Here is a 24,737-nt window from a genome sequence, read left to right on the forward strand (position 1 = left end):
CAGGACAAGGAGCACAACCATGATGGCAATCGAGTGGCTCAAGCCCGAGGTGTTTTTCGGCTCGCTGCTGTTCGCGCTGCTGGGCGTGGCGATCTTCTGGATCTGCTTCGTCATCGTCGACAGGATCACGCCGTACGACCTGTGGGCCGAGATCTGCGAGAAAAAGAACATCGCACTGGCGATCGTCGTCGGCTCGACCGCGATCGCCATCGGCATGATCGTCTCGGCGGCGATCCACGGCTGACGCGGCGTTGACGGACCCAGGCTCAGTAAGCGCCGTGCCGCGCGTCGTCGCAGGCAGCGTCCTGCGGCCGCCAGTGCGGCAGCACGCCCGGCGGCAGCGGGCCGCGTGCATGCCAGGGATCGGGCCCACCGTTGGCCCAGCCGAGTTGCCGCATCAGGTGCCGGACGGGGCCTTCCGGCTCGCCCTGGTGGCGCCAGCCGCCGGCCCACAGCTCCACCCGCATCGTCGGCCGCCTGGCCTGGGCGCGTTTGTGAAAGCCGAAGGTGTCGGCCACGATCAGCGTGTTGGCCGGCACCACCAGCCGCGCCGGGTGGCCCAGGCCCAGCGCCCCGAGTTCGTGCTTGTCGATCCGGTGCAGGCCGCTCGCCGCGACGGGCCCGCCACGTGCGGTGGCGTCTTCGGCCTGCTGCACTTCCCAATCCAGCCGCGGCGCGGTCAGCCGATGCGAGCCGGGCACGTAGCACAGCGGCGCGTCTTCCTCGCCAACGTCATTGAGAAAGAACCAGGCCTTCATCATCGGCCGCGGGCCGTCAGCGTGCAGCAGCGTCTGCGGGTCGCGCACCATCGGCCGGGCGTGGGTGACCAGCGTCTGCACGAAAGCGGCCGGCGCATGGTCCGCTGCCGCGACATAGCGCGTCAGCCCGTTCCAGAGCCGGCCGCGCAGCAGCGTGGCCAGCGCTGGTGCCGCCTGCAGCAGCGCCGGCGCGATCGCGATGTGGCGCGTCACGGTGTCGCCTTGCAGCATCTCGTGGGCCGGCCTGCGCTGGCTCAGCACCTGCTCGCACAAGGCCTCGAACTGCGCGTGGGGCAGCACCTGGCGCTTGACCAGGAAGCCGTTGCGCTCGAAGGTGGCGGCGTCGACACCGTCCAGCCAGTGTTCCAGGCTGGCGCGGCGCTGCGCGACCCGGGCGTGCACGTGCTGCAGACGCCAGCGATGCAGCGCGCCGTGCAGGTGGGCCCACGGGAGGGCGGCCGCGAAAGGGTGGCTGAGCCGCTGCACCATGCGCCAACGCTAATCCTCGAACCGCAGCATGCCAACCCCCTCGATTGAGAGCGGCGCGCCGGCCCCGCGTGTGGCGCCGGCCGAAGCGCTGCTGCTGGCCTCGGTGTTCGTCATCGCCGCCTGCGGGCTGGTCTATGAGCTGGCCGCCGGGGCGTTGGCCAGTTACCTGCTCGGCGACTCGGTGCTGCAGTTCTCGACCGTGATCGGCAGCTACCTCGCGGCAATGGGGCTGGGGTCGTGGCTGTCGCGCTTCATCGAGCGCCAGCTGGTCGCCCAGTTCCTGCGCATCGAGCTGCTGGTCGGCCTGGCCGGCGGGTTGATGCCGGCCGCGCTGTTCACCGCCCATGCCAGCCTGCCAGCCGGCAACGCCGCGCCGTTCCGCATCCTGATGTACGGCGGCGTCGTGCTGGTGGGCACGCTGGTCGGGCTGGAGATCCCGCTGGTGATGCGCATCCTGAAGCGCCAGTTCAGCCAGCGCTACGGGCTGAAGGACCTGGTCGCGCAGGTGCTGACCTTCGACTACCTCGGAGCACTGGTGGTCGCGGTGGCGTTCCCGCTGCTGCTGGTGCCGCACCTGGGGCTGGTCCGCACGGGGCTGTTCTTCGGCCTGCTGAACGCCGCGGTGGCAGCCTGGGCGCTGTGGATGTTCCGTGCCGATCTGCCGCGTTTTCGCAGCCACGCGTTCGCCTGTGCGGCGGTGGTGCTGGTGCTGGCCGGTGCGTTCGGCCAGGCCGAGCGGCTGACGACCTGGGCCGAAGACCGCTTCTACGGCGAGGCGGTGCTGTTTCGCGAAACCAGCGCCTACCAGCGCGTTGTCGTCAGCCGCGGCGCGGCCGGCGTGCGCCTGTTCCTCAACGGCAACCTGCAGTTCCACTCGCGCGACGAGTACCGCTACCACGAAGCCCTGGTGCACCCGGCGATGGCCGCTCACGGCGCGCCCAAGCGGGTGCTGGTACTGGGCGGTGGCGACGGCATGGCCGCGCGCGAGGCGCTGAAGTACCCGAGCGTCGAGCAGTTGACGCTGGTCGAGCTGGACCCGCGCATGACCGAGCTGTTCAGCCAGCAGCCGCTGCTGACAGGCTTGAACCAGCGCGCGCTGCTGGACCGGCGGCTGAAGGTCGTCAATGCGGACGCCTTCGGCTGGCTCGAGCAGCACCCCGACGAGATGTTCGACGTCATCGTCGTCGACTTTCCCGACCCCAGCAACTTCGCGATCGGCAAGCTCTACACGACCAGCTTCTACGCGCTGGTCGATCAGCATTTGGCGGCCGGCGGCTACGCGGTGATCCAGACCACCTCGCCGCTGATCGCGCGCAAGAGTTTCTGGACGGTCGCGACGACGGTCGAAGCGGTGGGCCTGCAGGCCACGCCGTACCACGCGCACATCCCCAGCTTCGGCGAATGGGGTTTCATCATCGCCAGCCGCCGGCCCTGGCAGCGGCCCGCCGCGTTGCCACCGGGCTTGCGCTTCCTGACCCTGCCGGGCTTGGACGCGCTGCTGGACTTTCCGCCCGACATGGCGCGGGTGCCAGCCGAGCCGAACCGCCTGTCCAACCAGGTGCTGGTGCACACCTTCGAAGAAGAATGGGGCCGGGTGCACCAGTGAAGCCGAACGGGCGTCGTGTGCTGCTGCGGGCCGCGCTGGCTGCGCCGGTGGCGGCCGGACTCGCCGGCTGCGACGGTTTCGGCGCCCCGCGCGAGATCGCGGCGCGCTGGGTCGGCGCGAGCCACGAACGCGGCCACCGCCTGCGCACGGCGTCCAAAGCCGGCAGCTTGCCGACGCCGGCCACCCGGCACCGCGCCGGCGCGTTGGTGCTGGGCGGCGGCATTGCCGGGTTGTCGGCGCTGCGCGCGTTGGTGCGCGGCGGCGTCGACGACGCGCAGTTGCTGGAGCTCGAAGACGACGCCGGCGGCAACAGCCGTGGTCATGTGCTGGCCGGTTTCGCCTGCCCGCTGGGTGCCCACTACCTGCCGGTGCCCGGCCCGCAAACCCGTGAGGTCAGCGAGTGGCTGCACGAGGTCGACCTGCTGCGACTCGATCCGATCCGCCGCACCAGCGTGCCCGACGAGCGGCATCTGTGCCACAGCCCGCAGGAGCGCCTGTTCATCGACGGCGCCTGGCAGGATGGCCTGCTGCCCAGCGCCACTGGCCGGCCCGGCACGCTGGCGCAATACCGGCGCTTCGCCAGGCAGGTAGCGGCGTTGCAGCGCGAACTCGGTTTCGCGTTGCCGACACTCCGCGTGCCGTGGACCAGCGGCCACGCAGCGCTGGACGCGCAGACGTTCGCCGCCTGGCTGAAAACCGAGGGCCTCGACGACGAACGTCTGCTCGCCTACCTCGACTACGCCTGCCGCGACGACTACGGCGCCGGCCTGGCCAGCGTGTCCGCCTGGGCCGGCATCCACTACTTCGCCAGCCGGCACGGCTTCCTTGCGCCGGGTGACGACGAGCGCGCAGGCGAGGCCGGCGAGAGCGCCGTCTTCACCTGGCCCGAGGGCAATGGCTGGCTGGCGCGCCGGCTCGCGGCGCCGAACGCCGAGCGCATCCACACCGGCCGCACGGTGCTGCGGGTCGACGAAGACCGACACGCGGTGCGCGTGCTGGTGTGGAACGAACAGTCGCAACAGGCCGAGGCCTGGAGCGCACCGCGTGCGATCGTCGCCCTGCCGCTGTTCGTCGCCGCGCGCGTGCTGGCCAACCCGCCACCGGCGCTGGTCGAGGCCGCGTCACGGGCACGTTATGCGCCATGGCTGGTCAGCAACCTGCACCTGAAGGCGCCGCTGCTCGAGCGACCCGGCGCAGCGCCGAGCTGGGACAACGTCGCCTACGCGCCGGCCGGCACGACCACCGCACTGGGTTACATCGACGCAAGCCACCAGGCGCTGAACCCGGTGCGCGACGCCACAGTGCTGACCGTCTATTCCGCACTGCCCGAGCAGCGGCGCGGCGCCTTGCTCAACGACAGCGCGTCAAACTGGGTCCAACGTGTGATCGGCGAGCTCACCAGCACGCTTCACCCCGATCTGCCGCGCCGTGTGCAGCAGGCCGACCTGATGCGCTACGGCCATGCGATGCGCATACCGGTGCCCGGCGCGCGCGGCGACGCGGCGCTGGCAGCGCTGCGCGCGCCGCACGGCCGGCTGCGTTTCGCCCACGCCGACCTCGTGGCCTACTCGGTGTTCGAAGAGGCATTCACGCTCGGCATCGGCGCCGCGGCGTAGGCCCGCGACAATTCCGATTCTTCGTTCTCTTCTTCGAGCGCTGCCGTGGGCTTTGTCGTTTTCTTGCTGGTGCTGGTCGGCCTCAATGTCTGGATGACGCAGCGCGTGCTGAGCGCCGGGCCGACACTCGACCACAAGGGCTTGCTCGTGGCCGGCATCTGGGTCGTTCCGCTGATGGGCGCCTTGATCGCCCGCAACCAGCTGCGCGCCCGCACCCCGTTGGTGGATTCCGAGATGCCACCGCCGCCGCCGGCCGCACCGGCGCCGGCCACGGTCGACGCGGCCGAGGTGCCCGCGCTGGCGCTGGGCACCTGCCTGCGCAACGCCAACGGCTGGCCGGTGCTCGAGTGGCCCCTCGTCGAGGGCTGGCTGGCCGGCATCAATGACGTGCAGCAACGGCAACACGCCCGGCTCGCGTGCCACCGCGCCTGGCTGATGCACCTGCGCGACGCGATGGGTCCGTACGCGACGCTGCACGAGACCGAAGACGCCTTCGTGCTGTCGACGCTGGAACCCGGCGTGCTCAAAGCCACCGCGGCATTCATCGCGCGCAGCCGCCGTCGCATCGACCAGGTGCTCGGTGCACTGGCGTCGCCGCCTGCCGGCGCCAAGAGCATCCTGGTCGTTTTCGACGACGAGGCCGACTACTACCCCTACACGGCGGCCTATGACGCAGACGATGGCGAAGCGGCGTTCAGTGGCGGCATGTTCGTCGACGCCGGCTGCCCGCACTTCGTGACCCGCCGCGACGACCTGTCGCGCATCGAGCCGGTGATCGTGCACGAGCTGACCCATGCGGCCCTGGCGCACCTGCAGTTGCCGCTGTGGCTCGACGAGGGCATCGCGGTCAACACCGAACACCGGTTGACCGGTGCACAGCGAACCGAACACACCCCACAGCAGATGCACCGCCTGCACCAGGACTTCTGGGGCGACACCGAGATCCAGCAGTTCTGGGCCGGCACCTCGTTCCGGCGGCCGGACGATGGCAACAAGCTGTCGTACGACCTGGCGCGGATCATCGTCGAGCAACTGGCCAAGACCTGGGACCCGTTTGCCGCCTTCGTCGCCAGCGCCCGGCGCAGCGACGCCGGCGCGCAAGCTGCGCACGAGGCGCTGGGCATCGACCTCGGGGCCCTGGTCTGCGCGCTGCTGCACCGCGACGCGACACCCGCCTGGTCGCCCCGGCCCGACACCCTGCCACCCCCCGTCACCGCGGCATGACACGCTCGGGCTCGGGGCTGACACGGGATACTTGCCGCATGACTGCCACGCTGAGCGCCCTGCGCGCCGACATCACCAAGCTCGACGTCGACGCGATCGTCAACGCCGCCAACAGCTCGCTGCTCGGCGGCGGCGGGGTGGACGGCGCGATCCACCGGGCCGCGGGGCCGGACCTCGTCGCCGCTTGCCGGCTGCTGGGCGGCTGCAAGACCGGCGAAGCCAAGCTGACGCCGGGTTTCAGGCTGCCGGCCCGCTGGGTCGTGCACACCGTCGGGCCGGTCTGGCGCGGCGGCTTGCAGAGCGAGCCCGACCTGCTGGCCGCCTGCTATCGCCACTCGCTGCGGCTGGCAGCGGCCCAGGGCGCACGCAGCATCGCGTTCCCCTGCATCAGCACCGGCATCTACGGTTATCCGCTGGAGCCGGCGGCACGCGTGGCGGTGGCCGCCGTGCGCCACGCACTGGCCGAGCCGCCGCTGGCCGGCATCGGTGACGTGGTGTTCTGTTGTTTCTCCGAGGCCGACCTGATGGTCTACCAACGGGTGCTGGCCGACGACGGCCCGCGCTGACCGCCATTGCACGGCCCCATCCTGATTCAGCCCCACCCGATCCCGATGCCCAACGCCGCCGCTGCCCTCACCCTCGTCCCCGGAACCGACCTCGCACCCGCCGACTGGCATGCTGCCTTCACCGCAGCCTTCGCCGACTATCTGATCGGCCCGTTCAACCTGACGCTGGCCCAGTGGCCGGGATTCCTCGCCCGCCAGGGCATCGACCTCGCCCTCAGCCGGGGCGCGGTGCTGGAGGGCGCGCTGGTCGCGTTCGCGCTGGTGGCGCCGCGCCCGACGCGTGGCCGCTGGCGCCTGGGCACGATGGGGGCACTGCCCGCGGCGCGCGGCAGCGGGGCCGCCCCGACCCTGCTGGACGACTTCGTCCATCGGGCCCGCGACAGCGGCGTCGGCGCGCTGGAGCTGGAGGTCTTTGCCGCCAACGCCCGGGCGCTGCGCCTGTACCAGGGCCGCGGCTTCGAGATCGTGCACCCGCTGCGCGGTTACGAGCGCGCGCCGGCTCCCGCGGCGAACGGGGCGTTGCCGGTGCAATCGGTGACACTGGAAGAGGCCTGGCGCTGGCTCGACGCGTCTGACGCGCGCATCGCCGACCTGCCGCTGCAGGTGACGTCGCAAGTGACGCGGGTCGCCGCTGCAGCGGCGCCGGCCGACGCCCCGCTGCAGGCCTGGCGCAGCGGCGATGCGCAGCTGATCTTCGGCGAACAGCCATCCCAGGGCGCGGTGGCCATTCACAGCCTGGTCGATCCGGGCCCGGCGCAGGCCGGCGCCCAGGCGCTGGCCGAGGCGCTGGTGGCGCGCTACCCTGGCCACCTGCTGCGGGCCCCGGCGCTGCAGCGGCCGGACCTGGGCGGCGACGCGTTGCAAAGGGTGGGCTTCGTGCCGCAGGCGCTGCACCAGTGGCTGATGCGCCGCGTGCTTTGACGGCCATGCCGGCCTGACCGCCGGTCGGGCGGATTCGCCCGGCGCCAGGCTGCGTTCGCACCGCGGCTTGCCGGCTTCGTCGCATCGGCGCGCACGGCGCGCGCCGGCCTGCCTACGCTGCGCAGCATCGCGCGGCGGGCACACCGCCCGTCACCGATGCACCGGCTCCGGGAGACCGCCAATGCTGTCCAGACGTTTGAAATCCACGCTCACCGGGCCACTGCTGCTGTCGGCCTCGCTCGCCGCCGCAGCCGCCGTGGACCCGGCCGGCCGCTGGGAAGGCGAAGCGGGCATCCCCGGGGCGCCGCAGCGGGTGGTGCTGGACCTGGCCCGTGGCGCGTCGGGCGACTGGGTCGGCTCGTTGACGTTGCCGGGCCGCGGCGTCAAGGGCGCCCCGCTGGACAGCCTGACAGTTGCCGCCGATGGCCGCGTGCAAGCCGACGCGGCCGGCGCGTTCCGTGGTCCGCCGAGTGATCTGCCGACCCAGCTGGCGCTGCGCATGCTGCCCGATGGCCGGCTCGAGGGCACCTGGCGCCAGGGTGGTCACGCCGCCGCGTTGGTGCTGCGCCGCAGCGGCGAAGCGCAGGTCGACCCGCCCCCGGCGCGCACGCCCCTGCCGGCCACCCTGGCCGGCACCTGGCGCGGACGTTACGAGTTAGGTGGCTCAGTGCGCGAGGTGACACTGACGCTGCAGCCGACGTCCTCTCCGAGCGCTGCTGCCGGCGAGTTGCTGATCGTCGGCAAGCGCCGCTCCCAACTGGTGGTCGACCGGGTCAATGCGGTCGATCGCTTCGTCACGCTGGAGGCCAGCGCCGCCGGCATCCGGCTCGAAGGACAGTGGGATGCGGCCACCGGCAGCTTCGACGCCAGCTTCACGCAGGGTCCGTTCGAAGCGCCGCTGCGCCTGCAGCGCGACGGTGCCAGCCTGCGCGGTGGGAGCGGCTCATGATGCGCGCCGCTGGTCACCGGCGCCGCCCGTCACCGGCTGCCACCGTGCTGGCGGTCACCTGGGTGGCCATCCTGGCCGCCGGCCTGACCCTCGCCTGCGGGCCGGCCGCAGCGCAAGCCAGCTTCCGCGGCAACCCCGCCCACACCGGCGTTCAGACGAGCCCCGCACCGCGCGCGCTGCCCAAGGTCCGCTGGAGCTTCCCGACCGGCGATCGCATCAGCTCGTCGCCCAGCCATGCCAACGGCATCGTCTATGTCGGCAGCGACGACGGGCAGCTCTACGCCATCGACGCCGCCAGCGGCCGCCAGCGCTGGATGCATCGCACCGGCGGGCCGGTCGCCTCGAGCCCGGCGGTCGGCGGTGGCCGCGTCTATGTGGTCAGCTACGACGGCCGCCTGCATGCGCTGGACGCGACCACCGGCGCGCTGCAATGGAAGTTCGCGACCCAGGGCGAGCGCCGCTTCGAGGCCAAGGGCCTGCACGGCATGCAGCCGCGCACGCAGACCTTTGCCGATCCCTACGACGTCTACCTGTCCAGCCCGGTGCTGGCCGAGGGGCTGGTGGTCTTCGGCAGCGGCGATGGCCAGGTCTACGCGCTCGACGCCGCCACCGGCGCACAACGTTGGGCCTTCAAGACCGGCAACGTCGTGCACGCCTCGCCGGCCTACGCCGACGGACGCATCTTCATCGGCAGCTGGGACGGCCGGCTGTACGCGCTGGACGCGAAGACCGGCCGCGAGCTGTGGCACGCGCAGGGCGGGCTGGACCCGCTGATGGCCAACCAACAAGGCTTCCAGTCGTCGCCGGCCGTCGCCGACGGCGTGGTCTACAGCGGCAGCCGCGACGCCCACCTCTATGCCTTCGACGCGCGCACCGGGCAAGAGAAGTGGCGTTTCCCGACCGGCGCGAGCTGGGTCATCACCTCGCCGGCAGTGCATGCGGGCCGGGTCTACTTCGCCACCTCGGACACCAGCCTCGTGCACGCGGTGGACGCGGCCACCGGCCAGCCGGTGTGGCAGCAGCAGGCACCGGCCTACATGTTCGCGTCGCCCAGCCTGGCCGGTGACGTGCTGCTGCAAGGCGTGCTCAACGGCAGCCTGCAGGCACGCGACGTGGCCAGCGGTGCGCTGCTGTGGGACTTCCAGACCGAGGGTTCACAAGCCAACCTGGGATGGGCGCTGACCAGCCAGCGCAAGCTCAACGCGCCGATGCTGTTCCCAACCGGTTGGCACGACGCGATGGCGATCGGCGCAGCACGTCAGTTCGGCCTCGGCTCGTTCCTGTCGACACCGCTGGTCGTCGACGGTGTCATTTATGTCGGCGCCACCGACGGCCGCCTGTACGCCCTGGCCGACTGAAGGCACGTTGAGCGCCCTTCAGGCGCTGCCGCCGAGGCGCTGACACGACCCTGACAGCCCCACCCGGGGAATTGGGGAGCGGCGCGGTGCGCGCCACGGGGAACAATGCTGCCGATACGGCTGGGCCAGAGCGTTACCGCGCTGCGCGCCCGCGACAAGACGAGGGACCACACTCATGCCACTCGGCGACTTCGGCGCCGTCTTGGAAACGCCTGCACCGGGCCGGCCACGGCGCCTGGGCGGGCGGGTCGTCGTGCGGCTCGGCCCACCGGGTGCCTGATGGACGGCCAGATGCTGACCGGGGGCCAGGACGTCGGCCGTGACGAGGCCCCCGCCCTGTGGCAGGTGCTCGATCAACTGGCCGACCGCTTGCGCATGCCCCGGCTGGAGCGTGTGGTGCTCATCACCGAGCCTGGCGCCGCAGCCATCGAGCACCAGCACCCGGGTCGCCCATGGCGCCGGCACCGCACGCTCGCGCTGGGCCTGCCTCTGCTGGCCGGGCTGTCGGCCGCCCAGATGCAGGCGGTGGTGGCCCACGAGATGGTCCACTTCTCGCGCCATTTCGGCTGGTTCGGCTATTGGCTGTGCTGGCTTCGGCAGGCTTGGCGGCGGGTCTGGCGACGCCGCGACGTCGATGCAGGCTGGGCGCGAGCGGCCGGCGGCGCGCGCTGGTTCGGCCCGCTGCTCGATCGGCCGGCCCACAACGCCGCCGCACGGGCCGAGTACGAGGCCGACGCCTGGGCCGCCCAGGTCACCTCGGCGCAGGCCCTGGGCGAAGCGCTCGTGCGCCTGGCGGTGGCGTCCGCAAAGCCGACCCCCGTCTTCGGCGACGGCCCATTGCCGGACGCGCCGTGGCACCGCGCGGCCCCCGGCCTCGGCGCGGCCATCGACGCCGCCGAGCTGGACCAGGCGCTGCGCGTCGATGGCGAGCGCCACGCCGCCCACGGCGACCATCCCCTGTCGCATCCCTCGGCCGCAGCCCGCCTGCAGGCGCTGGGCTGGGCGGCCCCCACCACACTGCCGGCGGTGCCGGCGGGCGATGCCGCCGGCCCGCGCTGGTGGAGCCCGCCGGCATGGCGCCAGCGCCTGTCGATCGAGCGGGAGCGCTGGCAGGCCGCCAACGCACGCGCCTGGCGCGCCGAAGCCTGCTGGCGCGACGCCTGCGCCATCGAGTTGAACCAGCCCGGCATCACGGACGCAGAGCACCGGCTGGAGTGCGCCCATGCCCTGGCCCATGCGCTGCCGCCGCCAGCCGACGACGGCCGCAGCCCGGACGCGGTCGCACCGCTGCAAGCCTACTGGCGCGGCGTGGCCTGGCAAGGGCACGATGCGGCCGAAGCGACGCTCTGGCTGCAGGCCTCGGCCCGCCACTGCGCCGGGTTGGAGGCCCCGGCCTGCCTGCGCCTGCTGGAGCCGATGCCCGGCCGGATGCCGCTGGGCACGCAGGTGCGGCAGTCGTTGGCCGATGCGCGCCAGCGCCGCAACGACGCCCGCCAACAGGCCGACACCCTCGGCTGGGCCGCCGCCGGGCCGGTGCGCGCCGCGGCTTGGCGGGTGGGCGCGTTGCGTCAGGCGCTGGCCGCCGACCATGCGGTGCAACAGGCGTTGTGGCTGCAGCAAGAGGTCGACGCGCCAGGCGGTCGCCGCTATCACATCGTCACGCTGTTGCTGCAGGTCGACCCCGCCTGCGGGTTGGGCGAAGCCGAGTGGGCCCAGGCCTACAGCCCCTTGCTGGCGCGCGTGATCACGCCGGCCGGTGTCGGCCAGCTGTACTGCCAGTCGGCCGACGTGCCCTGGCCCGCGGCCTTGCAGCAGCTGGCGGCCCACCAGCCTTTGTTGCGGCTCAAGGGGCCGGCCGGGCGAGCCGGCTGAGGTTGCCGCCGCGTCGGTGGTGGGTCCCGCGCCGGGCTTGCCCCAGCCCGTTCAGCGCCGACAATTCGGCGCCTGAGCGCACCGCAGTCGCGCCGTCACCTGGGGAGGAATTCACATGCCGTTCGTCGGCCTCGGCCTTCATTTTCTGGTCGCGATCTTCTTTGCGATCCATGTCGTGCGCAGCGGCCAGCCGATGTACTGGCTGATCATCCTGTTCTCGTTTCCGCTGCTTGGCAGCGTCGTCTACTTCGTGGCGGTCTACCTGCCGAACTCCCGACTCGACCGCGGCGCCCGCAAGGCGGTGGCCATCGCCGCCAAAGCGCTGGACCCGACCCGCGAACTGCGCGAAGCACGCGCCGCCTTCGACTACACCCCGACCGCGCAAAACCAGATGCGCCTGGCCGCCGCGTTGCTCGACGCCGGCCAGGCCGAAGAGTCGGCGACCCACTACGAGGCCTGCCTGAAGGGCCCGTTCGCGAGCGACCTCGACATGCGCTGGGGCGCCGCGCAGGCCTGGCTGGCCTGCGGCCGCCACGCGCAGGCGGCCAGTCAACTGCAGGCCATCCGGGCCCACGACGCAGGCTTCCGCGCGCAAGAAATCGCCCTCGCGTTGGGGCGCGCCCTCGGCGGCGCCGGCCGCCACGACGAGGCCCGAGCCGAGTTCGAGTCGGCACTGCAACGCTTCGGCAGCTTCGAAGCCCGCGCCGAATTCGCGATCTGGGCGGTGACGAACGCAGAGCGCCCGTTGGTCGACCGCCTCGATGCCGAGATCCAGCAGGCGATGGCGCGCTGGAACCACCACACCCGCGAGCTGAACCAGGCCACCTTGCAACGGCTGCGCGCGGCCTTCGCGGCGGGCGCACCCCGCAGACCCGATGCGCAGGGGTGAACACACCCAGGCGATGCCCCCTCAATGGCAGGCCCGCGGCGGGTTTGCGAGACTGGCCGGATGAAATACCTGCACACCATGGTCCGGGTGACGGACCTCGATGCGTCGCTGCGCTTCTACTGCGACGCGCTGGGCCTGGAAGTGGTCTCGCGTCGGGAGGTGCCGGCCGGACGCTTCACGCTCGTGTTCCTGGCCGCGCCGGGTGACGCTGCGGCACAGATCGAGCTGACGCACAACTGGGATCCCGAGGCCTACACCGGCGGTCGCAACTTCGGCCATGTGGCCTACGCGGTGCCGGACATCTATGCGGCGTGCCGCCGGCTGATGGAGCACGGCGTGACGATCAGCCGGCCGCCGCGGGATGGCCGCATGGCCTTCGTTCGCTCGCCCGACCAGATCTCGATCGAGCTGCTGCAGGCGGGCGAAGCGCTGGCGCCGGCCGAACCGTGGACATCGATGCCCAACGTCGGTGCCTGGTGAGCGCGGTCCGCGCCCGTTGACCCTGGCGCTCGGCCAACCCTGAGCGGGCGCGTCGCACCTGGCCGTTCAGCGGGACTGCGTCTGGCCGTAGTAGGCGGGCGCCGGGTTGCCCAGCGACCAAAGGTAGCGGCTTTGCGAATTCAGCATCGACAGCCGCGCCAGCGGGTGGTCGAGGCCGCGGCTGCGTCCATGCGCCGCATCACGCCGGTGGGCTGCTGCCGGGGGAGCGGCCGCGGTGGCGACGACAGCCGGGCTGCCCGCCGGGTTCCCGACTTGGCTGCCGATGCGCTGCGCGAGCTGTTGCCGCACGGCCGGATCGCGCCGCATCTGCGCAACGCAATCTGGCGAAGCGCTCAGCACCAACTCGCCGCCACGCATGTCCACGCATGATGCGGCACCGGCGCCGGCCGGCGCCAGCGCAGACAAGCACAGGCCCCACAGCAGGGGCCCGCGGGGACGGGCGAGAGGGTGTCGGCGGCTGGTTTTCATCGGCGACGGCGACCTTACATCACCACCGGGCCGCCCCGGCAAAGGCCCCAGCCACGCTCGGCGACCTTTCGTGACAGGCGCCGCGCCGGGCGGAACTGACTGAGCCACGAATCGGCGCAGCGATCAGATCTCGCCGCGCCGTGTCGCGTCACCCGTCACAGGCTGTCGAGTGTGTCCGACATCCCGCCGGGCAGGGACTCGAGCATGCGGTCCAGCAGGCGCGGCAGATCGGCCGGGCCGTCGAGAAAATAGCGGGCCTGCGAACTCGGGTCATCCTGCCCGACGCGCACGGTGAACCAGCTGGGTTCGGGGCGCGCAAAGACCGGCTCGTCGTTGACGTCGTCACCGACGAACACCGCCGCGTCGGCGCCGCTGGCTGCCACCAACGCGGCCACCGCATCGGCCTTGTCACGGGCCTGTGCGGCGACGATGTTGACCACCATCTTGCCGCCAAACACCGCCAGCGACGGCGGCAATGCATTGACCACGTCGGCAATCGCACGCTGCGCCGCGTCGCGATCGCTCGCCAACCGGTAATGCAGCGCCAGCGACAGGCCCTTGTCTTCGACCACCACCCCGGCCGCGCGCAAGGCGGCGGCAGACGCCTCGAGCTGCGCACGCGCCGGCGTCAGGTCGACCACGGGGGCGTCCGGCTCGGCTTCGTCCTCCGCGCCGTGGTTGCCGACGATGCGCCACGGCGTGAACAGCAGCCGCGGTCGCACATCGTGCACCCTGCGCCCCGACACCACCGCGACCGGCAAGCGGCCCGCCAGGCGCTGCAGCCGGTGGGCCACCGGCGCGGGCACCCGCGCATCCCCCGGGCGGGCGACGATCGGCGCCAGCGTGCCATCGAAGTCGAAGGCCAGCAGTGGGCGGCGCTGCATCGTGACCAGCAGCGCCGCTTCGCCTTCAGGCGTGAAGAGTCGTTTCATCCAGCTCGGTGTTCTTGTGGCGTTGCACCCGCGCGGCAATGCGCTCGCGCAGCCGGTAGCGGCCGGCGTCGGCCAGCATGCGGCCCGCCCAGCGGAAGACGTTGTTCTCTCGCACCGTCATGCGCAGGCTGGCCATGCGCTCGCGCTGCTCGGCCGCCGGCATCGTGGCGGCCTGGTGCAGCGCATCGGCCGTTTCCTCGACGTGGTACGGGTTGACGATCAGCGCCTCGGAGAGTTCGCGGGCCGCGCCGGCGAAGCGGCTCAGTACCAGCACGCCCTGTTCGTCGTCACGCGCGGCGACGAACTCCTTGCTGACCAGGTTCATGCCGTCGTGCAGGCTGGTCACGACGCAGATGTTGGCCGCGCGGAACAGCTCGTTGACCGCCTCGTGCTCGTGGTGCTCGGCCAGCAGGCGCACGGGCTGGTAACCCGGCTGGCCATAGCGCGTGTTGATGCGGTCGGCCACGCTGTGGATTCGCTGCTGGAAGGCACGGTATTCCTCCAGCGCGCTGCGCGTGGGCGCGGCGACCTGCACGAAGACGAACCTGCCGACCCACTCGGGCCGCTTTTCGAGCAGGCGCTCGACCGCATGCAAGCGCTCGAGGATGCCCTTGGTGTAGTCGAAGCGGTCGACCCCCACCGCCAGGCAGGTGAAAGGGCCCAGGCCGAGGCGTTCGAACACGCGCCGGCGGCATTCGTCCACCGGAGCCCAGCCCTGGTCGCCCTCGGGCCAGTCGATCGAGATCGGATAACTCTCGACCAGCGTCTCCTTGTCGTGGAACGAGATCGTCGAGTGCTCGTGCTCGATGCGCGCTTCGAGATTGCGGTCGACCGTCTCGATGAAGTTCTTGCAGTGAAAGCGCGTGTGGAAGCCGAGGATCGTGCTGCCCAGCATGCCCTGCAGGATCTCGCGCCGCCACGGGCAGATGCTGAACGACTCGGGGTTCGGCCAGGGGATGTGCCAGAAGGTCAGGATCGTCGCGCGCGGCAGGCGCTCGCGGATCATCGCCGGCAGCAGCGCGAAGTGGTAGTCCTGCACCAGCACGACCGGGTCCTCGCCGCGCGCTTCGGCGACCACCGCATCGGCGAAGCGCTCGTTGACATGCTTGTACATCTGCCAGTCGGACTCGCGGAACACCGGGCGCACGTGCGCCACGTGGCACAGCGGCCACAGGCCTTCGTTGGCGAAGCCGTTGTAGTAACCCTCTTCCTCGTCCTTGGTCAGCCAGACGCGGCGCAGCGAGTATTCATTGGTGCCCGGCGGCACGGCGATGCGGTCGTGCCTGTCGACGAAATCGCGGTCGGCGCTGCCGCTGCCGTGCGCGATCCAGGTGCCCGAACACGCGCGCATCACCGGCTCGACCGCGGTCACCAGCCCGCTGGCCGGGCGGCGCACGATCACCTGGCCATCGTCCAGCCGTTCATGCAGGTAGGGCTCGCGGTTGGACACGACGATGACCTGGTCGCCGCGCAACTGCGTCTGCAGCAGCGAACGCAGCCGCTCGGGGTTCCACACCGTGACCAGGTCGAGCCCGCGGCGGTATTCGTCTTCCAGGTCGCGCAAGCGCGCGCGGACTTCGCTGGCAAAAGGCTGCAGCTCGGGCGGCGGCAGCAGCGGCACCAGCAGGCCCTCGCCCCGCAAGATGCCCTGCATGCCCGAAACCCAACCGCGCCAGCTGATCTGCGCCACGATCACGGTGATCAGCGCGATCGCCAGGCCCAGCAGCACGATGAAGCCGACCAAATAGCGCCGGGTGTCGGCGCTGCGCTTGTCGATGAAGCTCATGTCATGCAGCATCACCAGACTGCTGCCATCGGCTGCGTCGGCTTTCAGCGGCTGCACGCCCACATGCACCGAGCCCGACTCGAGCAACAGGCGCGGCACGGTCTGCTCGGCCAGTTCGCTGGCACGGGTGCAGCCGAGCGTCTTCGGATAGCCCTCGGTCCGGCGCAGCATTTCGCCGCCCGGCCCGCACAGCGCGATTGCAACCAGTCGTTCATCTTGGACCGCACTGTCAAACAGGGACTGAATACGCCAGGATTTGCCGTCGGCCTGGGCCTCGTTGATTGCATCCGACAACGTATTGGCCACCAATGCATCGCGGGTGTTGAGATCGCGTGCAAACCAGCGTAGCGTCAGCCTGTCCATCAACGGCAAGGCCACCAGGGCTGCCACCGTTAATGTCAAAAGCAGTGGAACCAGGAATCGAAGTTGGAGACGAAGGGTTTTCATGGTGAACATTGGCAACCGAGGGGCAAACGCCGTGCCCGGCCGCCTGGGGACGGTCGGTCAGGGTAGGCCAGTCCGCACAACCTAACCGTTTGAGTTTGTGTCAATGAACATCGATCCAAAAGCAAGCACACTCGATCTCGCCCTCACCGGCAACTGCGCGGTCAGCGCCCTCATCGAACGTGAAGGGGACATCGTCTGGTGTTGCATGCCCCGTTTCGACGGGGACCCCGTGTTCCATGCGCTGCTGGGTGCGCCCACTGGCGAGCGCGCCGATGGCCGGCTGTCGGTCGAACTCGAAAACATGGTGCGCAGCGAGCAGGCCTACGTGCCCGGCACCGCGATTGTGCGCACCCGACTCTACGACGACCAGGGCCAGGCGATCGAGCTGACCGATTTCTGCCCCCGCTTCTGGCACCACGGCCGCATGTTCCGCCCGACCCAGCTGGTGCGCCGCGTACGGCCGCTGCACGGACATCCGCGCATCCGCTTCATCGTGCGACCGCGCGGCGAGTGGGGCTCGATCGCGCCCGAGCTGACGCGTGGCAGCAATCATCTGCGTTATGTGTTGCCGGCCCAGACGCTGCGCCTGAACACCAGCGCACCGCCGACCTATGTGGCCGCCGAGCGCTGGTTCTCGCTGCATGCGCCAGTCAGCATGATCCTCGGGCCCGATGAAACCTTCGAGGGCGGCATCGAGCAGACCGCGCGCGACTTCGAAGAGCAGACGATGCTGCACTGGCAACAGTGGACACGCCGGCTCGCGGTGCCGCTGGAATGGCAGGATGCGGTGATCCGCGCCGCCATCACGCTGAAGCTGTGCCAGTTCGAGGAGACTGGCGCGATCGTCGCCGCGATGACCACCAGCCTGCCCGAAGCGCCGAACAGCGGCCGCAACTGGGACTACCGTTTCTGCTGGCTGCGCGACGCCTTCTTCGTCGTGCGGGCGTTGAACAGCCTGTCCGAAGTCGGCACGATGGAAGACTACCTGCGCTGGATGCACGACGTGGTGCGCAGCGCCGACGGCCACGTGCAGCCGCTGTACGGCATTGACCTCGAACGCCAGCTGACCGAACGCATCGAGAAGCAACTGCCAGGCTACCGCGGCATGGGCCCGGTGCGCGTGGGCAACCAGGCCTACGAGCACTTCCAGCACGACGTCTACGGCAACATCGTGCTCGGCTCTTCGCAGGCTTTCCATGACCATCGGCTGTTCCGTCGCGCCGATGCGAGCGACTTCGCCCAGCTGGAGCAGGTCGGCGAGCGTGCGTTCTCGCTCTACGACCAGCCAGACGCCGGCATGTGGGAGCTGCGCACCCGCGCGCGCATCCACACCTCATCGTCGCTGATGTGCTGGGCCGCCTGCGACCGGCTGGCCAAGATCGCCTATGTGCTGAAGCAGCCGTCGCGGGTCACCTTCTGGCGCGAGCGGGCCGACCTGATCCGCCACCGCATCCTGACCGAGGCCTGGAGCGACGAACGCCAGGCCTTCGTCGAAAGCTTCGGCGGCCGCGAGCTCGACGCCAGCGTGCTGTTGATGGCCGAGGTCGGCTTCCTGCCGGCGTCCGACCCGCGCTTCATGAAGACGGTCGACGCGATGGAGCGAACATTGTGCGACGGGCCGTTCATGCGCCGCTACGAAGCGCCGGACGACTTCGGCCGGCCCGAGACCGCGTTCAACGTCTGCGCCTTCTGGCGCGTCGATGCGCTCGCGCGCACCGGCCGGCGCGACGAGGCGCGCGAGGCGTTCGAGGCGCTGCTGGCCCGGCGCAACCACGTCGGACTGTTGTCCGAGGATCTCGACCCGACCACCGGCGAGTTGTGGGGCAACTTTCCGCAGACCTACTCGATGGTCGGCATCATCAATGGCGCGATGCAACTGTCCGCGCCCTGGGCCGATGCAGTGTGATTGTTGGCCCCACGACCCCTTCCGGGGCCTGCCCCCCAAAGGGGGCTCGCGCAGCGGACCGGCAGAGCCGGATCCGCGCACGCCCGTTGAAGAAGAGCGACGCTTCGCGCGCTCTCCAAACCCTTCGGTCGCGGCCACATGGCCCCACGGCATGCATCTGCCACACGAGCGCGCTAACCTCGTTGCTTTGCCGATCATCACAAACGAGGAGCGCCCGATGCCTACGCCTGCCACCCCCATGCGCTATCGCCGCCTCGGCCGCGCCGGCCTGCAAGTCAGTGAGCTGTCGCTCGGCTCCTGGATCACGTACCACAACCAGGTCGACGTCGATGCGGCGGTCGAGATGATGGCCGCGGCCTACGACGCCGGCATCAACTTCTTCGACAACGCCGAGGCCTACGCCGGCGGTCGCAGCGAAGAGGTGATGGGCCAGGCGATCAAACGCCTGGGCTGGCCGCGCCTGAACTACGTCGTCTCGACGAAATTCTTCTGGGGACTGGACCGCACCGGCCACGCCACCAACCGGCGCGACACGCTGAACCGCAAGTACCTGATGCAGGCGATCGACGGTTCGTTGAAGCGCTTCGGCCTCGAACACATCGACCTGGTCTACTGCCATCGGCCCGACCCGCAGACGCCGGTCGAGGAAACCGTCTGGGCGATGAGCGACATGATCACCCGGGGCAAGGCGCTGTACTGGGGCACCAGCGAGTGGAGCGCGGCCGACATCCGCGCCGCGTGGGAGATCGCCGAGCGCCACCACCTGCACAAGCCGGTCGTCGAGCAGCCGCAGTACCACCTGTTCCATCGCCAGCGCGTCGAGCAGGAATACGCGCGGCTGTACGAGGACCTGGGCCTCGGCCTGACCACCTGGAGCCCGCTGGCCTCGGGCCTGCTGAGCGGCAAGTACGCAGCCGGCGTGCCGGCCGGCTCGCGTGGCGCGATGGAGAACATGGGTTTTCTGCGCGACGGCCTGACCGACGCCGCGAAGAACGCCGCGGTCGCCGAACTGGCCCCGATCGCCCGCGACCTGGGCGCCACCACCGCCCAGCTGGCAATCGCCTGGGTCACCAAGAACCCGCGTGTGTCCAGCGTGATCACCGGCGCGTCGAAGGTCGAGCAACTGCACAGCAACCTCGGTGCGCTGGCGGTGGCCGATCAATTGACGCCGGAGCTGATGTCGCGCATCGAGGCGATCACCTCGCCGCTGGCCGAATGAGCGCGGCGCCAGCCTTCGTGGTGAGTCGGGGCGACTACGAGATCTCGACCGACCCGGCGCGGTTGGACTTCGCAGCGGTCCACGCCTACCTGACGCGCAGCTACTGGTCGCCCGGCATCTCGCGCGCGCTGGTCGAGCGCGCGGCGGCACACTCGATGAGCTTCGGGCTCTACCATGCCGGCGAACAGATCGGTTATGCCCGCGTCGTGACCGACCGGACAACCTTTGCCTACCTGTGCGACGTCTACGTGCTCGAAGCGCACCGCGGGCAGGGGCTGTCGAAATGGTTGATGCGGACGATCCAGGCCCACCCGGATTTGCAGCACCTGCGCCGCTTCATGCTGGCCACGCGCGATGCGCACGGCCTGTATGCAGCGTTCCAGTTCACCCCGCTGGCGCATCCCGAGCGGCTGATGGAGATCGTGGTGCCGCAGGCGCACCTCACGGCGGCCGCCGCGGGCCGCGCCTGAGCGACCCGCGGCGGGCGTCAACGTCGGCCCGCCGCAAGCGGGTCAGGGCTTGCGCGCTGTCAGCACCGGCTGGAACAGCACGTCGTCGTGGCGGCGCAGGTCGACGAAGCCGGCGGCGTGCATCAGCGTCAGCAGTTGGTCGATCGTGACCGCGTGGTAGCGGCTTTTCAGCACCTGGGTGCGGCATTCGCCGGCCGGCGATTCATGGGTCAGGTAGACGCGCAGGTCGTAGTGCGTGTCGCCATCCCACTCCCAGACCTGGGTCGCGAGAAAGCGGTCGCCGTTCTCGTAGCGCAAGCCGTACGGACGCACGTCGGGGTTCTGGCGTTCAATCGCGGCGTAGTCGCGCACCGACAGCAGCAGCATGCCGCCCGGCCTCAGGCAGCGGTAGGCGCTGTGAAAGGCCTGCAGCAGTTCGCCGTCGGTCAACAGGTGCGGCACGCTGTTGTCGCAGGCCATCACCGCGTCGGCGCTGGCGTCCTCGGACTCGAGCAAGGTGCGCATGTCATCGACGCGCACCTGGGCCTTCAGACCACGCTGGAGCAGCTCTTCGTTCAACCGGCCGACGGCGCCCGGCGAAATGTCCGACGCGCTGACGTGGTAGCCGTAGGGCAGCAGGCCCAGCGTCTGGGTGCCGATGCCGCAGGCGGCGTCCAGCACATGCGCGCCGGGACCGATGCCGTGGCGCCCGAGCAGGCCGGCCAGCGCGCGGCCTTGCTGGGCCGAGGCCGCCTCCCAGTCGCCGTACAGCAGGTGGTAGAAGGGCGCCAGTTCGTCGTAGAAGCTCGCGATCATGGGACCTCGGTTCTGCTGGGGATGGCCGTGGAGGACGGGCTGCGGCGCTCGCGCCGCGGGGGGCATTCTGCGCCGAATCAGCCCTGGTTCAAGGCCGCCAGCCGCTCGGGGGTGCCGACATCGGTCCACGCGCCGTGCCACAGCCGCGCGCCCAGGCGGCGCGCACCGATCGCCGCATCGAGCCGCGGCCGCAGCGGCATGCGCGTGCCGGGCACGATGTCGCTGAACATCGCGGCGCGGAACAGGCCCACGCTGGCCCAGGTGTAGCGCTGCGGCGCATGGGCCAGCGCCAGGCCATCCGGGCCGATGCCGTAGTCGCCGCGCGGGTGGTGCGGTGCATTGGGCACCATCCACAGCTCGGCCAGCCGCTCGGGATGGGCCGCCATCTCGTCCAGCGCGGCGGTGGAGAAGTCGAAACCCGGCAGGAACACATCGCCCGAGACGACCCAGAACGGCGCCGTGTCGTGCTGCGGCGCCAGCCAGGGCAGTGCCTTGGCGATGCCGCCGGCGGTCTCGAGCGCGCCGCCGTGGTCGCGTCCTTCCATCGAATAGCGGATATTCAGGCCGAAACGACTGCCGTCGCCCAGCACCGCCGGGAACTGGTCCTCCAGCCAGTCGGTGTTGACGACCACCTCGCGCACGCCGGCTGCGGCCAGGGCATCCAGGTGCCATTCGATCAACGGCCGGCCCTGCACCACCAGCAGCGGCTTCGGGCAGGTGTCGGTCAGCGGCCGCATGCGCTCGCCGCGGCCCGCGGCCAGCACGATCGCGCGCGGCGGCGCCTGGAGGCTCACCGCTGCTCCGGCCGGCGACGGCTGCTGCCCATGTCGCTCACTGCAAGACCACCGTCGCCACGGTGCCCGGCTGCAGCTCGGCTTTCAGCGTGCATCCCTGCGCGCCGCCCTGGGCGCTCGCGTCACGCACCGCGGCCTTGGCGTCGGCACCGCCGGCGTTGTAGGCATCGATCTTGGCCACGGCACCGCAGGCCTTGCTGCCCTGCAGGCGCGCGGTCACGGCCTGCGCCTGCGACGTCGGGTTGACCATCATCACAAAGGTCTTGCCGTTGGCCTGCAGCGCGGCCGCCGGCAGCTGCGCGTTGGGCTTGCTGGCACCCACCACCTTGGCGCCGGGCGGCACGCTGCCGAACAAGGCCTTCATCGCGAACGCCGCCGGGCGGCGCTGGCCGTTCTCGGCCAGCATGCCGTGCTGCTTCTTGGTGAAGCTGAAGTCCTGCAGCTGCCAGTAGATCAGCGCGCTCGCGCCCTGGCCCAGCAGCAGTGTCGCGCTCGCCGCAGCCTGCACCGCGTAGGCGGTCGAGCCCACGTCGAGGTCGCTGGCCGCCTCGGGATCGTCATCGTTGTGCTTCTTGACGCCGAACTCGGTGACCATGATCGGGCCGAACTTGCCGCGTCCCAGGAAGCTGGCCATGCCGGGGGCGGCATGGTCGGCCAGCACCTGCGGCGTCACGTACGAGTGGGCACTGATGAAACCCAGCGCCTTGGTGGCGTTGGCATTGACGATGCCGCCGATGTAGTGGTCGAAGTTGCGGATGCCCGTGCCCGGCCCGGCGATGGCCCAGCTCTGCAGGCCGCGCGCGTCCATCGCCGCCCGGGTCTTCAGCACCAATGCGGCGTACTGCTCGCGCTCGTACTTGGTATCCCAGGCGCCATGCGGCTCGTTGGTCAACTCGACGGCCACCGCCTGCACGCCCTGGCGCTGCAGCCAGACCATCTGTGCAGTCAGGAAGTTCGCATAGTCCTGAAGGTGCTCGTTCTTCGCGAAATGGGCCTGGCCCTTCGAGCCGGCCTTCTGCATGCGCTTTTCGGCCCAGGGCTCGGGCATGCGCCAGAAGATCAGCACCGGCTGGATGTTGAGCTCCTTCATGCGGCGGTTGAACGCCGCCAGGCGGTCGCGCTGGGCCGGGTTGTCGTTGCGCTGCAGCACCTCCAGCAGCTGGTCCACGCTCATGCCGGGCCGCAGCTGGTCGAAGGTGACCTTGGGGATCAGCGAGACGCGCACGAAGCGGGCATTCAGCTCCTTCAGCAGCTGGGTACCGGCTTCGTCACTGTCCGCCGCGGCGTTGGTGGCGGCCAGCTTCTCGCGCGCTTTCGGCCCGAGCTTGGGGCCGGCGGCGTCCGCGCCACCGCGGTCGCCCTTGAGCCAGACCTGGGTACCGAAGCCGATGAAGTCGTGCGCCCGCGAGAAGTCGAAGTCGATCGCCACCTCCCCGGCCGAGACCGTGCCACCCGCCGCCGCCAGCACGCATGCCGCGGCCCAGCATGCGACACCGCGCCGCCGGGCCATCGGCGGCGATGAAATGATCGATCGACCCAACTCACGCTGACAGCTCATTCCGCAGCCTCCTTCGAACTTCATCCAGTGAATGCGGCCGGGACCTTAGCAGAGGGGGCCGGCAATACACAGCAATACGGTAACGGGCTGTGGTGACAGGCATCGGCCCATCAGCGCCCCGAGCCGGCCAACACCGGCATCGGCAGCTCACCGCGCTGCAGCCGGTGACGCTCGACCTGCATCGGCGCGAACACCGCCACCAGCCGCACCAGCAAGGCCTCGGCCTGCGCCGAATGGTCGGTCCCGAGGTTGCAGACGTAGACGTCCAGCGTCACGGCGCCGAGCTCGGGCCAGGTGTGCACCGCCAGGTGCGACTCGGCCAGCAGCACCACGCCGGTGACCCCCGGCGCATCTGTCGTGCCCGGCCGCGGCGCGAAGCGGTGGAACAACTCGCCGACGGCCTGCAAGCCCACCTGGTCGACGGCCGACTGGCACGCTGCGCGCAGCACGCCCGGCTCGGTCATCACGGGCGCATCGGCGGCGCAGCCGCTGAGGTCGGCGGTGAGGTGCAGGCCTTGCATCGTGGCGCAGATTATCGGCCGCCGATCGACGACCAAGGGGGATCCATCCCTAACCGGTCTCCCGCGATCGGGGCCCCGAACCCCCGCGGGAGCGGGAGGGCGCAGCAGGCACCGCCTGCCTACGCTTCGCCTGGTGGTGATTCGCACCGCAGTTCCGGCGCCAAACCTTGCGGCGCCTTCATCTCAAGGGAGAAATCATGCGACTGAAACTGGCACTCTCGATGTCCACCGCCGCACTGCTGGCGGCCATGGCATCCCCCGGGCACGCGACCGTGCTGCCCTACAAGAACGTCGACGCACTGGTCCACGAAGCCGATGGCATCGTGATCGGCACGGTGCGCTCGGTCGAGGCCGCGGCCAGCAAGCCGCACGACGTGTACACCTACGTCACGCTCGACCAGCTGGACGTGCTGAGCGGGCAGCTCAACGCACCGACGCTGACGCTGCGCCTGCGTGGCGGCCTGGTCGATGGCCGCGGCCTGCATGTCGACGGTGCGCCCAATTTCGCGCCGAACGAGCGCGTGCTGCTCTTCGTGCAGGGCAATGGCCAGGACCTGGTGCCGCTGGTCGGCTGGGGCCAGGGCATGTTCCGCCTGGTGCCCGATGCCGCGAGCGGCAAGACCAAGGTCCAGGACGCCGAAGGCAACGACCTGGTCGGCCTGGCCGATGGCCACCTGCAGCGCCGCGACGGCGAACACATGGACGTGGCGCTGCTCGGTGCGCCCGAAATGACGCTGGCCCGCCAGCCCAAGCCCGAAGCCCATGCCGGCCAGACGGACGACGGCTCGGCCAGCACGCTGGTCGACGTGCAGGCGCTGCCGGCCCGCGCGATGTCGGCCGATCGCTTTGTGGCCGAGATGCGCCAGCGCGCCGCCGGCCACCGCGGCAAGACGCTGCGCAGCATGACACCGCAGACCCAGCAGGCCGAAGCGGCCAGCGCCACTGACGCCGCCGCGGCCCACAGCCGCCCCGCCGCGCAGCCCGTCGCGATGCCCGAGGGCACTGGCGTCAGCCTGCCCGCGCAACGCGCCGTGCCGTCGGCCGCCGACCAGCGCTGAAGCGCGCGGCGCCGACACCCCGACGAACACCGAC

At 70.7% G+C, this 24,737-nt stretch carries 23 protein-coding genes; 15 read left to right on the forward strand and 8 right to left on the reverse strand.

The features are described 5' to 3' along the window. The first annotated feature begins 22 nt into the window (after window positions 1-22). Window positions 23-244 carry a DUF350 domain-containing protein gene (locus VFY73_RS28130; protein WP_329724949.1) on the forward strand — a complete coding sequence of 74 codons (222 nt, stop codon included), beginning with the start codon at window positions 23-25 and terminating at the stop codon, window positions 242-244. 22 nt (window positions 245-266) lie between these two features. Here VFY73_RS28130 and VFY73_RS28135 read toward each other — a convergent pair whose 3' ends face one another. Further along, complete coding sequence (locus VFY73_RS28135) at window positions 267-1,247, reverse strand: phytanoyl-CoA dioxygenase family protein (protein ID WP_329724901.1); 981 nt, start codon at window positions 1,245-1,247, stop codon at window positions 267-269. Window positions 1,248-1,275: 28 nt separating this feature from the next. Between VFY73_RS28135 and VFY73_RS28140 the strand changes: the two genes are divergently transcribed. From VFY73_RS28140 to VFY73_RS28185, 10 genes are all read left to right on the forward strand, one after another. Then, entirely contained in the window at window positions 1,276-2,853 is a 1,578-nt protein-coding gene (locus tag VFY73_RS28140) for a polyamine aminopropyltransferase (RefSeq protein ID WP_329724902.1), read from the forward strand. Beyond that, the gene (locus VFY73_RS28145; protein WP_329724903.1) at window positions 2,850-4,469 is read left to right on the forward strand and encodes an FAD-dependent oxidoreductase; all 1,620 of its coding nucleotides are present in this window, start codon (window positions 2,850-2,852) and stop codon (window positions 4,467-4,469) included. The genes VFY73_RS28140 and VFY73_RS28145 overlap by 4 nt, the downstream gene beginning before the upstream one ends. 45 nt (window positions 4,470-4,514) lie before the next feature. Further along, window positions 4,515-5,693, forward strand: coding sequence for a hypothetical protein (locus tag VFY73_RS28150; protein ID WP_329724904.1), 1,179 nt, complete (start codon window positions 4,515-4,517; stop codon window positions 5,691-5,693). Between the two features lie 38 nt (window positions 5,694-5,731). Next, window positions 5,732-6,259, forward strand: a complete 528-nt coding sequence (locus tag VFY73_RS28155) for an O-acetyl-ADP-ribose deacetylase (RefSeq protein WP_329724905.1) — start codon at window positions 5,732-5,734, stop codon at window positions 6,257-6,259. 45 nt (window positions 6,260-6,304) lie between these two features. Continuing rightward, on the forward strand, window positions 6,305-7,180 hold the full coding sequence (locus tag VFY73_RS28160) for a GNAT family N-acetyltransferase (RefSeq protein WP_329724906.1): 876 nt from the start codon (window positions 6,305-6,307) through the stop codon (window positions 7,178-7,180). 181 nt (window positions 7,181-7,361) lie between these two features. Then, window positions 7,362-8,129: a hypothetical protein gene (locus tag VFY73_RS28165; RefSeq protein ID WP_329724907.1), complete on the forward strand. Its 768-nt coding sequence runs from the start codon at window positions 7,362-7,364 to the stop codon at window positions 8,127-8,129. Further along, on the forward strand, window positions 8,126-9,487 hold the full coding sequence (locus tag VFY73_RS28170) for a PQQ-binding-like beta-propeller repeat protein (RefSeq protein ID WP_329724908.1): 1,362 nt from the start codon (window positions 8,126-8,128) through the stop codon (window positions 9,485-9,487). Before VFY73_RS28165 ends, VFY73_RS28170 begins: the two co-directional genes overlap by 4 nt. 291 nt (window positions 9,488-9,778) lie before the next feature. Then, entirely contained in the window at window positions 9,779-11,359 is a 1,581-nt protein-coding gene (locus tag VFY73_RS28175; RefSeq protein WP_329724909.1) for a hypothetical protein, read from the forward strand. A 115-nt stretch (window positions 11,360-11,474) separates the two neighbouring features. Beyond that, window positions 11,475-12,248, forward strand: coding sequence for a hypothetical protein (locus VFY73_RS28180; RefSeq protein WP_329724910.1), 774 nt, complete (start codon window positions 11,475-11,477; stop codon window positions 12,246-12,248). Between the two features lie 60 nt (window positions 12,249-12,308). Further along, window positions 12,309-12,728 (forward strand): VOC family protein, encoded by a 420-nt coding sequence (locus VFY73_RS28185; protein ID WP_329724911.1) that lies wholly within the window; start codon window positions 12,309-12,311, stop codon window positions 12,726-12,728. A gap of 66 nt (window positions 12,729-12,794) precedes the next feature. Here VFY73_RS28185 and VFY73_RS28190 read toward each other — a convergent pair whose 3' ends face one another. The 3 genes from VFY73_RS28190 to VFY73_RS28200 form a co-directional block, all read right to left on the reverse strand. Beyond that, complete coding sequence (locus VFY73_RS28190) at window positions 12,795-13,112, reverse strand: hypothetical protein (RefSeq protein WP_329724912.1); 318 nt, start codon at window positions 13,110-13,112, stop codon at window positions 12,795-12,797. 260 nt (window positions 13,113-13,372) lie between these two features. After that, entirely contained in the window at window positions 13,373-14,149 is a 777-nt protein-coding gene (gene otsB / locus VFY73_RS28195) for a trehalose-phosphatase (protein WP_329724913.1), read from the reverse strand. Continuing rightward, window positions 14,127-16,382, reverse strand: coding sequence for a trehalose-6-phosphate synthase (locus VFY73_RS28200; protein ID WP_329724914.1), 2,256 nt, complete (start codon window positions 16,380-16,382; stop codon window positions 14,127-14,129). Before VFY73_RS28200 ends, otsB begins: the two co-directional genes overlap by 23 nt. 103 nt (window positions 16,383-16,485) lie before the next feature. On the opposite strand from VFY73_RS28200, the gene VFY73_RS28205 reads away from it, so the two are divergent. From VFY73_RS28205 to VFY73_RS28215, 3 genes are all read left to right on the forward strand, one after another. Further along, the gene (locus tag VFY73_RS28205; RefSeq protein WP_329724915.1) at window positions 16,486-18,288 is read left to right on the forward strand and encodes a glycoside hydrolase family 15 protein; all 1,803 of its coding nucleotides are present in this window, start codon (window positions 16,486-16,488) and stop codon (window positions 18,286-18,288) included. A gap of 238 nt (window positions 18,289-18,526) precedes the next feature. After that, window positions 18,527-19,507 (forward strand): aldo/keto reductase, encoded by a 981-nt coding sequence (locus VFY73_RS28210; protein WP_329724950.1) that lies wholly within the window; start codon window positions 18,527-18,529, stop codon window positions 19,505-19,507. Next, entirely contained in the window at window positions 19,504-19,977 is a 474-nt protein-coding gene (locus tag VFY73_RS28215; protein WP_329724916.1) for a GNAT family N-acetyltransferase, read from the forward strand. The genes VFY73_RS28210 and VFY73_RS28215 overlap by 4 nt, the downstream gene beginning before the upstream one ends. Window positions 19,978-20,019: 42 nt before the next feature. On the opposite strand, the gene VFY73_RS28220 is transcribed toward VFY73_RS28215, so the two are convergent. From VFY73_RS28220 to speD, 4 genes are all read right to left on the reverse strand, one after another. After that, window positions 20,020-20,772, reverse strand: coding sequence for a class I SAM-dependent methyltransferase (locus VFY73_RS28220; protein WP_329724917.1), 753 nt, complete (start codon window positions 20,770-20,772; stop codon window positions 20,020-20,022). A 77-nt stretch (window positions 20,773-20,849) separates the two neighbouring features. Next, window positions 20,850-21,566 carry a nucleotidyltransferase family protein gene (locus tag VFY73_RS28225; protein WP_329724918.1) on the reverse strand — a complete coding sequence of 239 codons (717 nt, stop codon included), beginning with the start codon at window positions 21,564-21,566 and terminating at the stop codon, window positions 20,850-20,852. A 37-nt stretch (window positions 21,567-21,603) separates the two neighbouring features. After that, complete coding sequence (locus tag VFY73_RS28230) at window positions 21,604-23,124, reverse strand: hypothetical protein (RefSeq protein ID WP_329724919.1); 1,521 nt, start codon at window positions 23,122-23,124, stop codon at window positions 21,604-21,606. Window positions 23,125-23,234: 110 nt separating this feature from the next. Then, window positions 23,235-23,645: an adenosylmethionine decarboxylase gene (speD, locus tag VFY73_RS28235; RefSeq protein WP_329724920.1), complete on the reverse strand. Its 411-nt coding sequence runs from the start codon at window positions 23,643-23,645 to the stop codon at window positions 23,235-23,237. Between the two features lie 197 nt (window positions 23,646-23,842). On the opposite strand from speD, the gene VFY73_RS28240 reads away from it, so the two are divergent. Continuing rightward, window positions 23,843-24,703, forward strand: coding sequence for a hypothetical protein (locus tag VFY73_RS28240; protein ID WP_329724921.1), 861 nt, complete (start codon window positions 23,843-23,845; stop codon window positions 24,701-24,703). The last annotated feature ends 34 nt before the right edge of the window (window positions 24,704-24,737 follow it).

The sequence above is a fragment of the Ideonella sp. genome (genome assembly GCF_036277275.1).
Lineage (GTDB): Bacteria > Pseudomonadota > Gammaproteobacteria > Burkholderiales > Burkholderiaceae_C > Ideonella.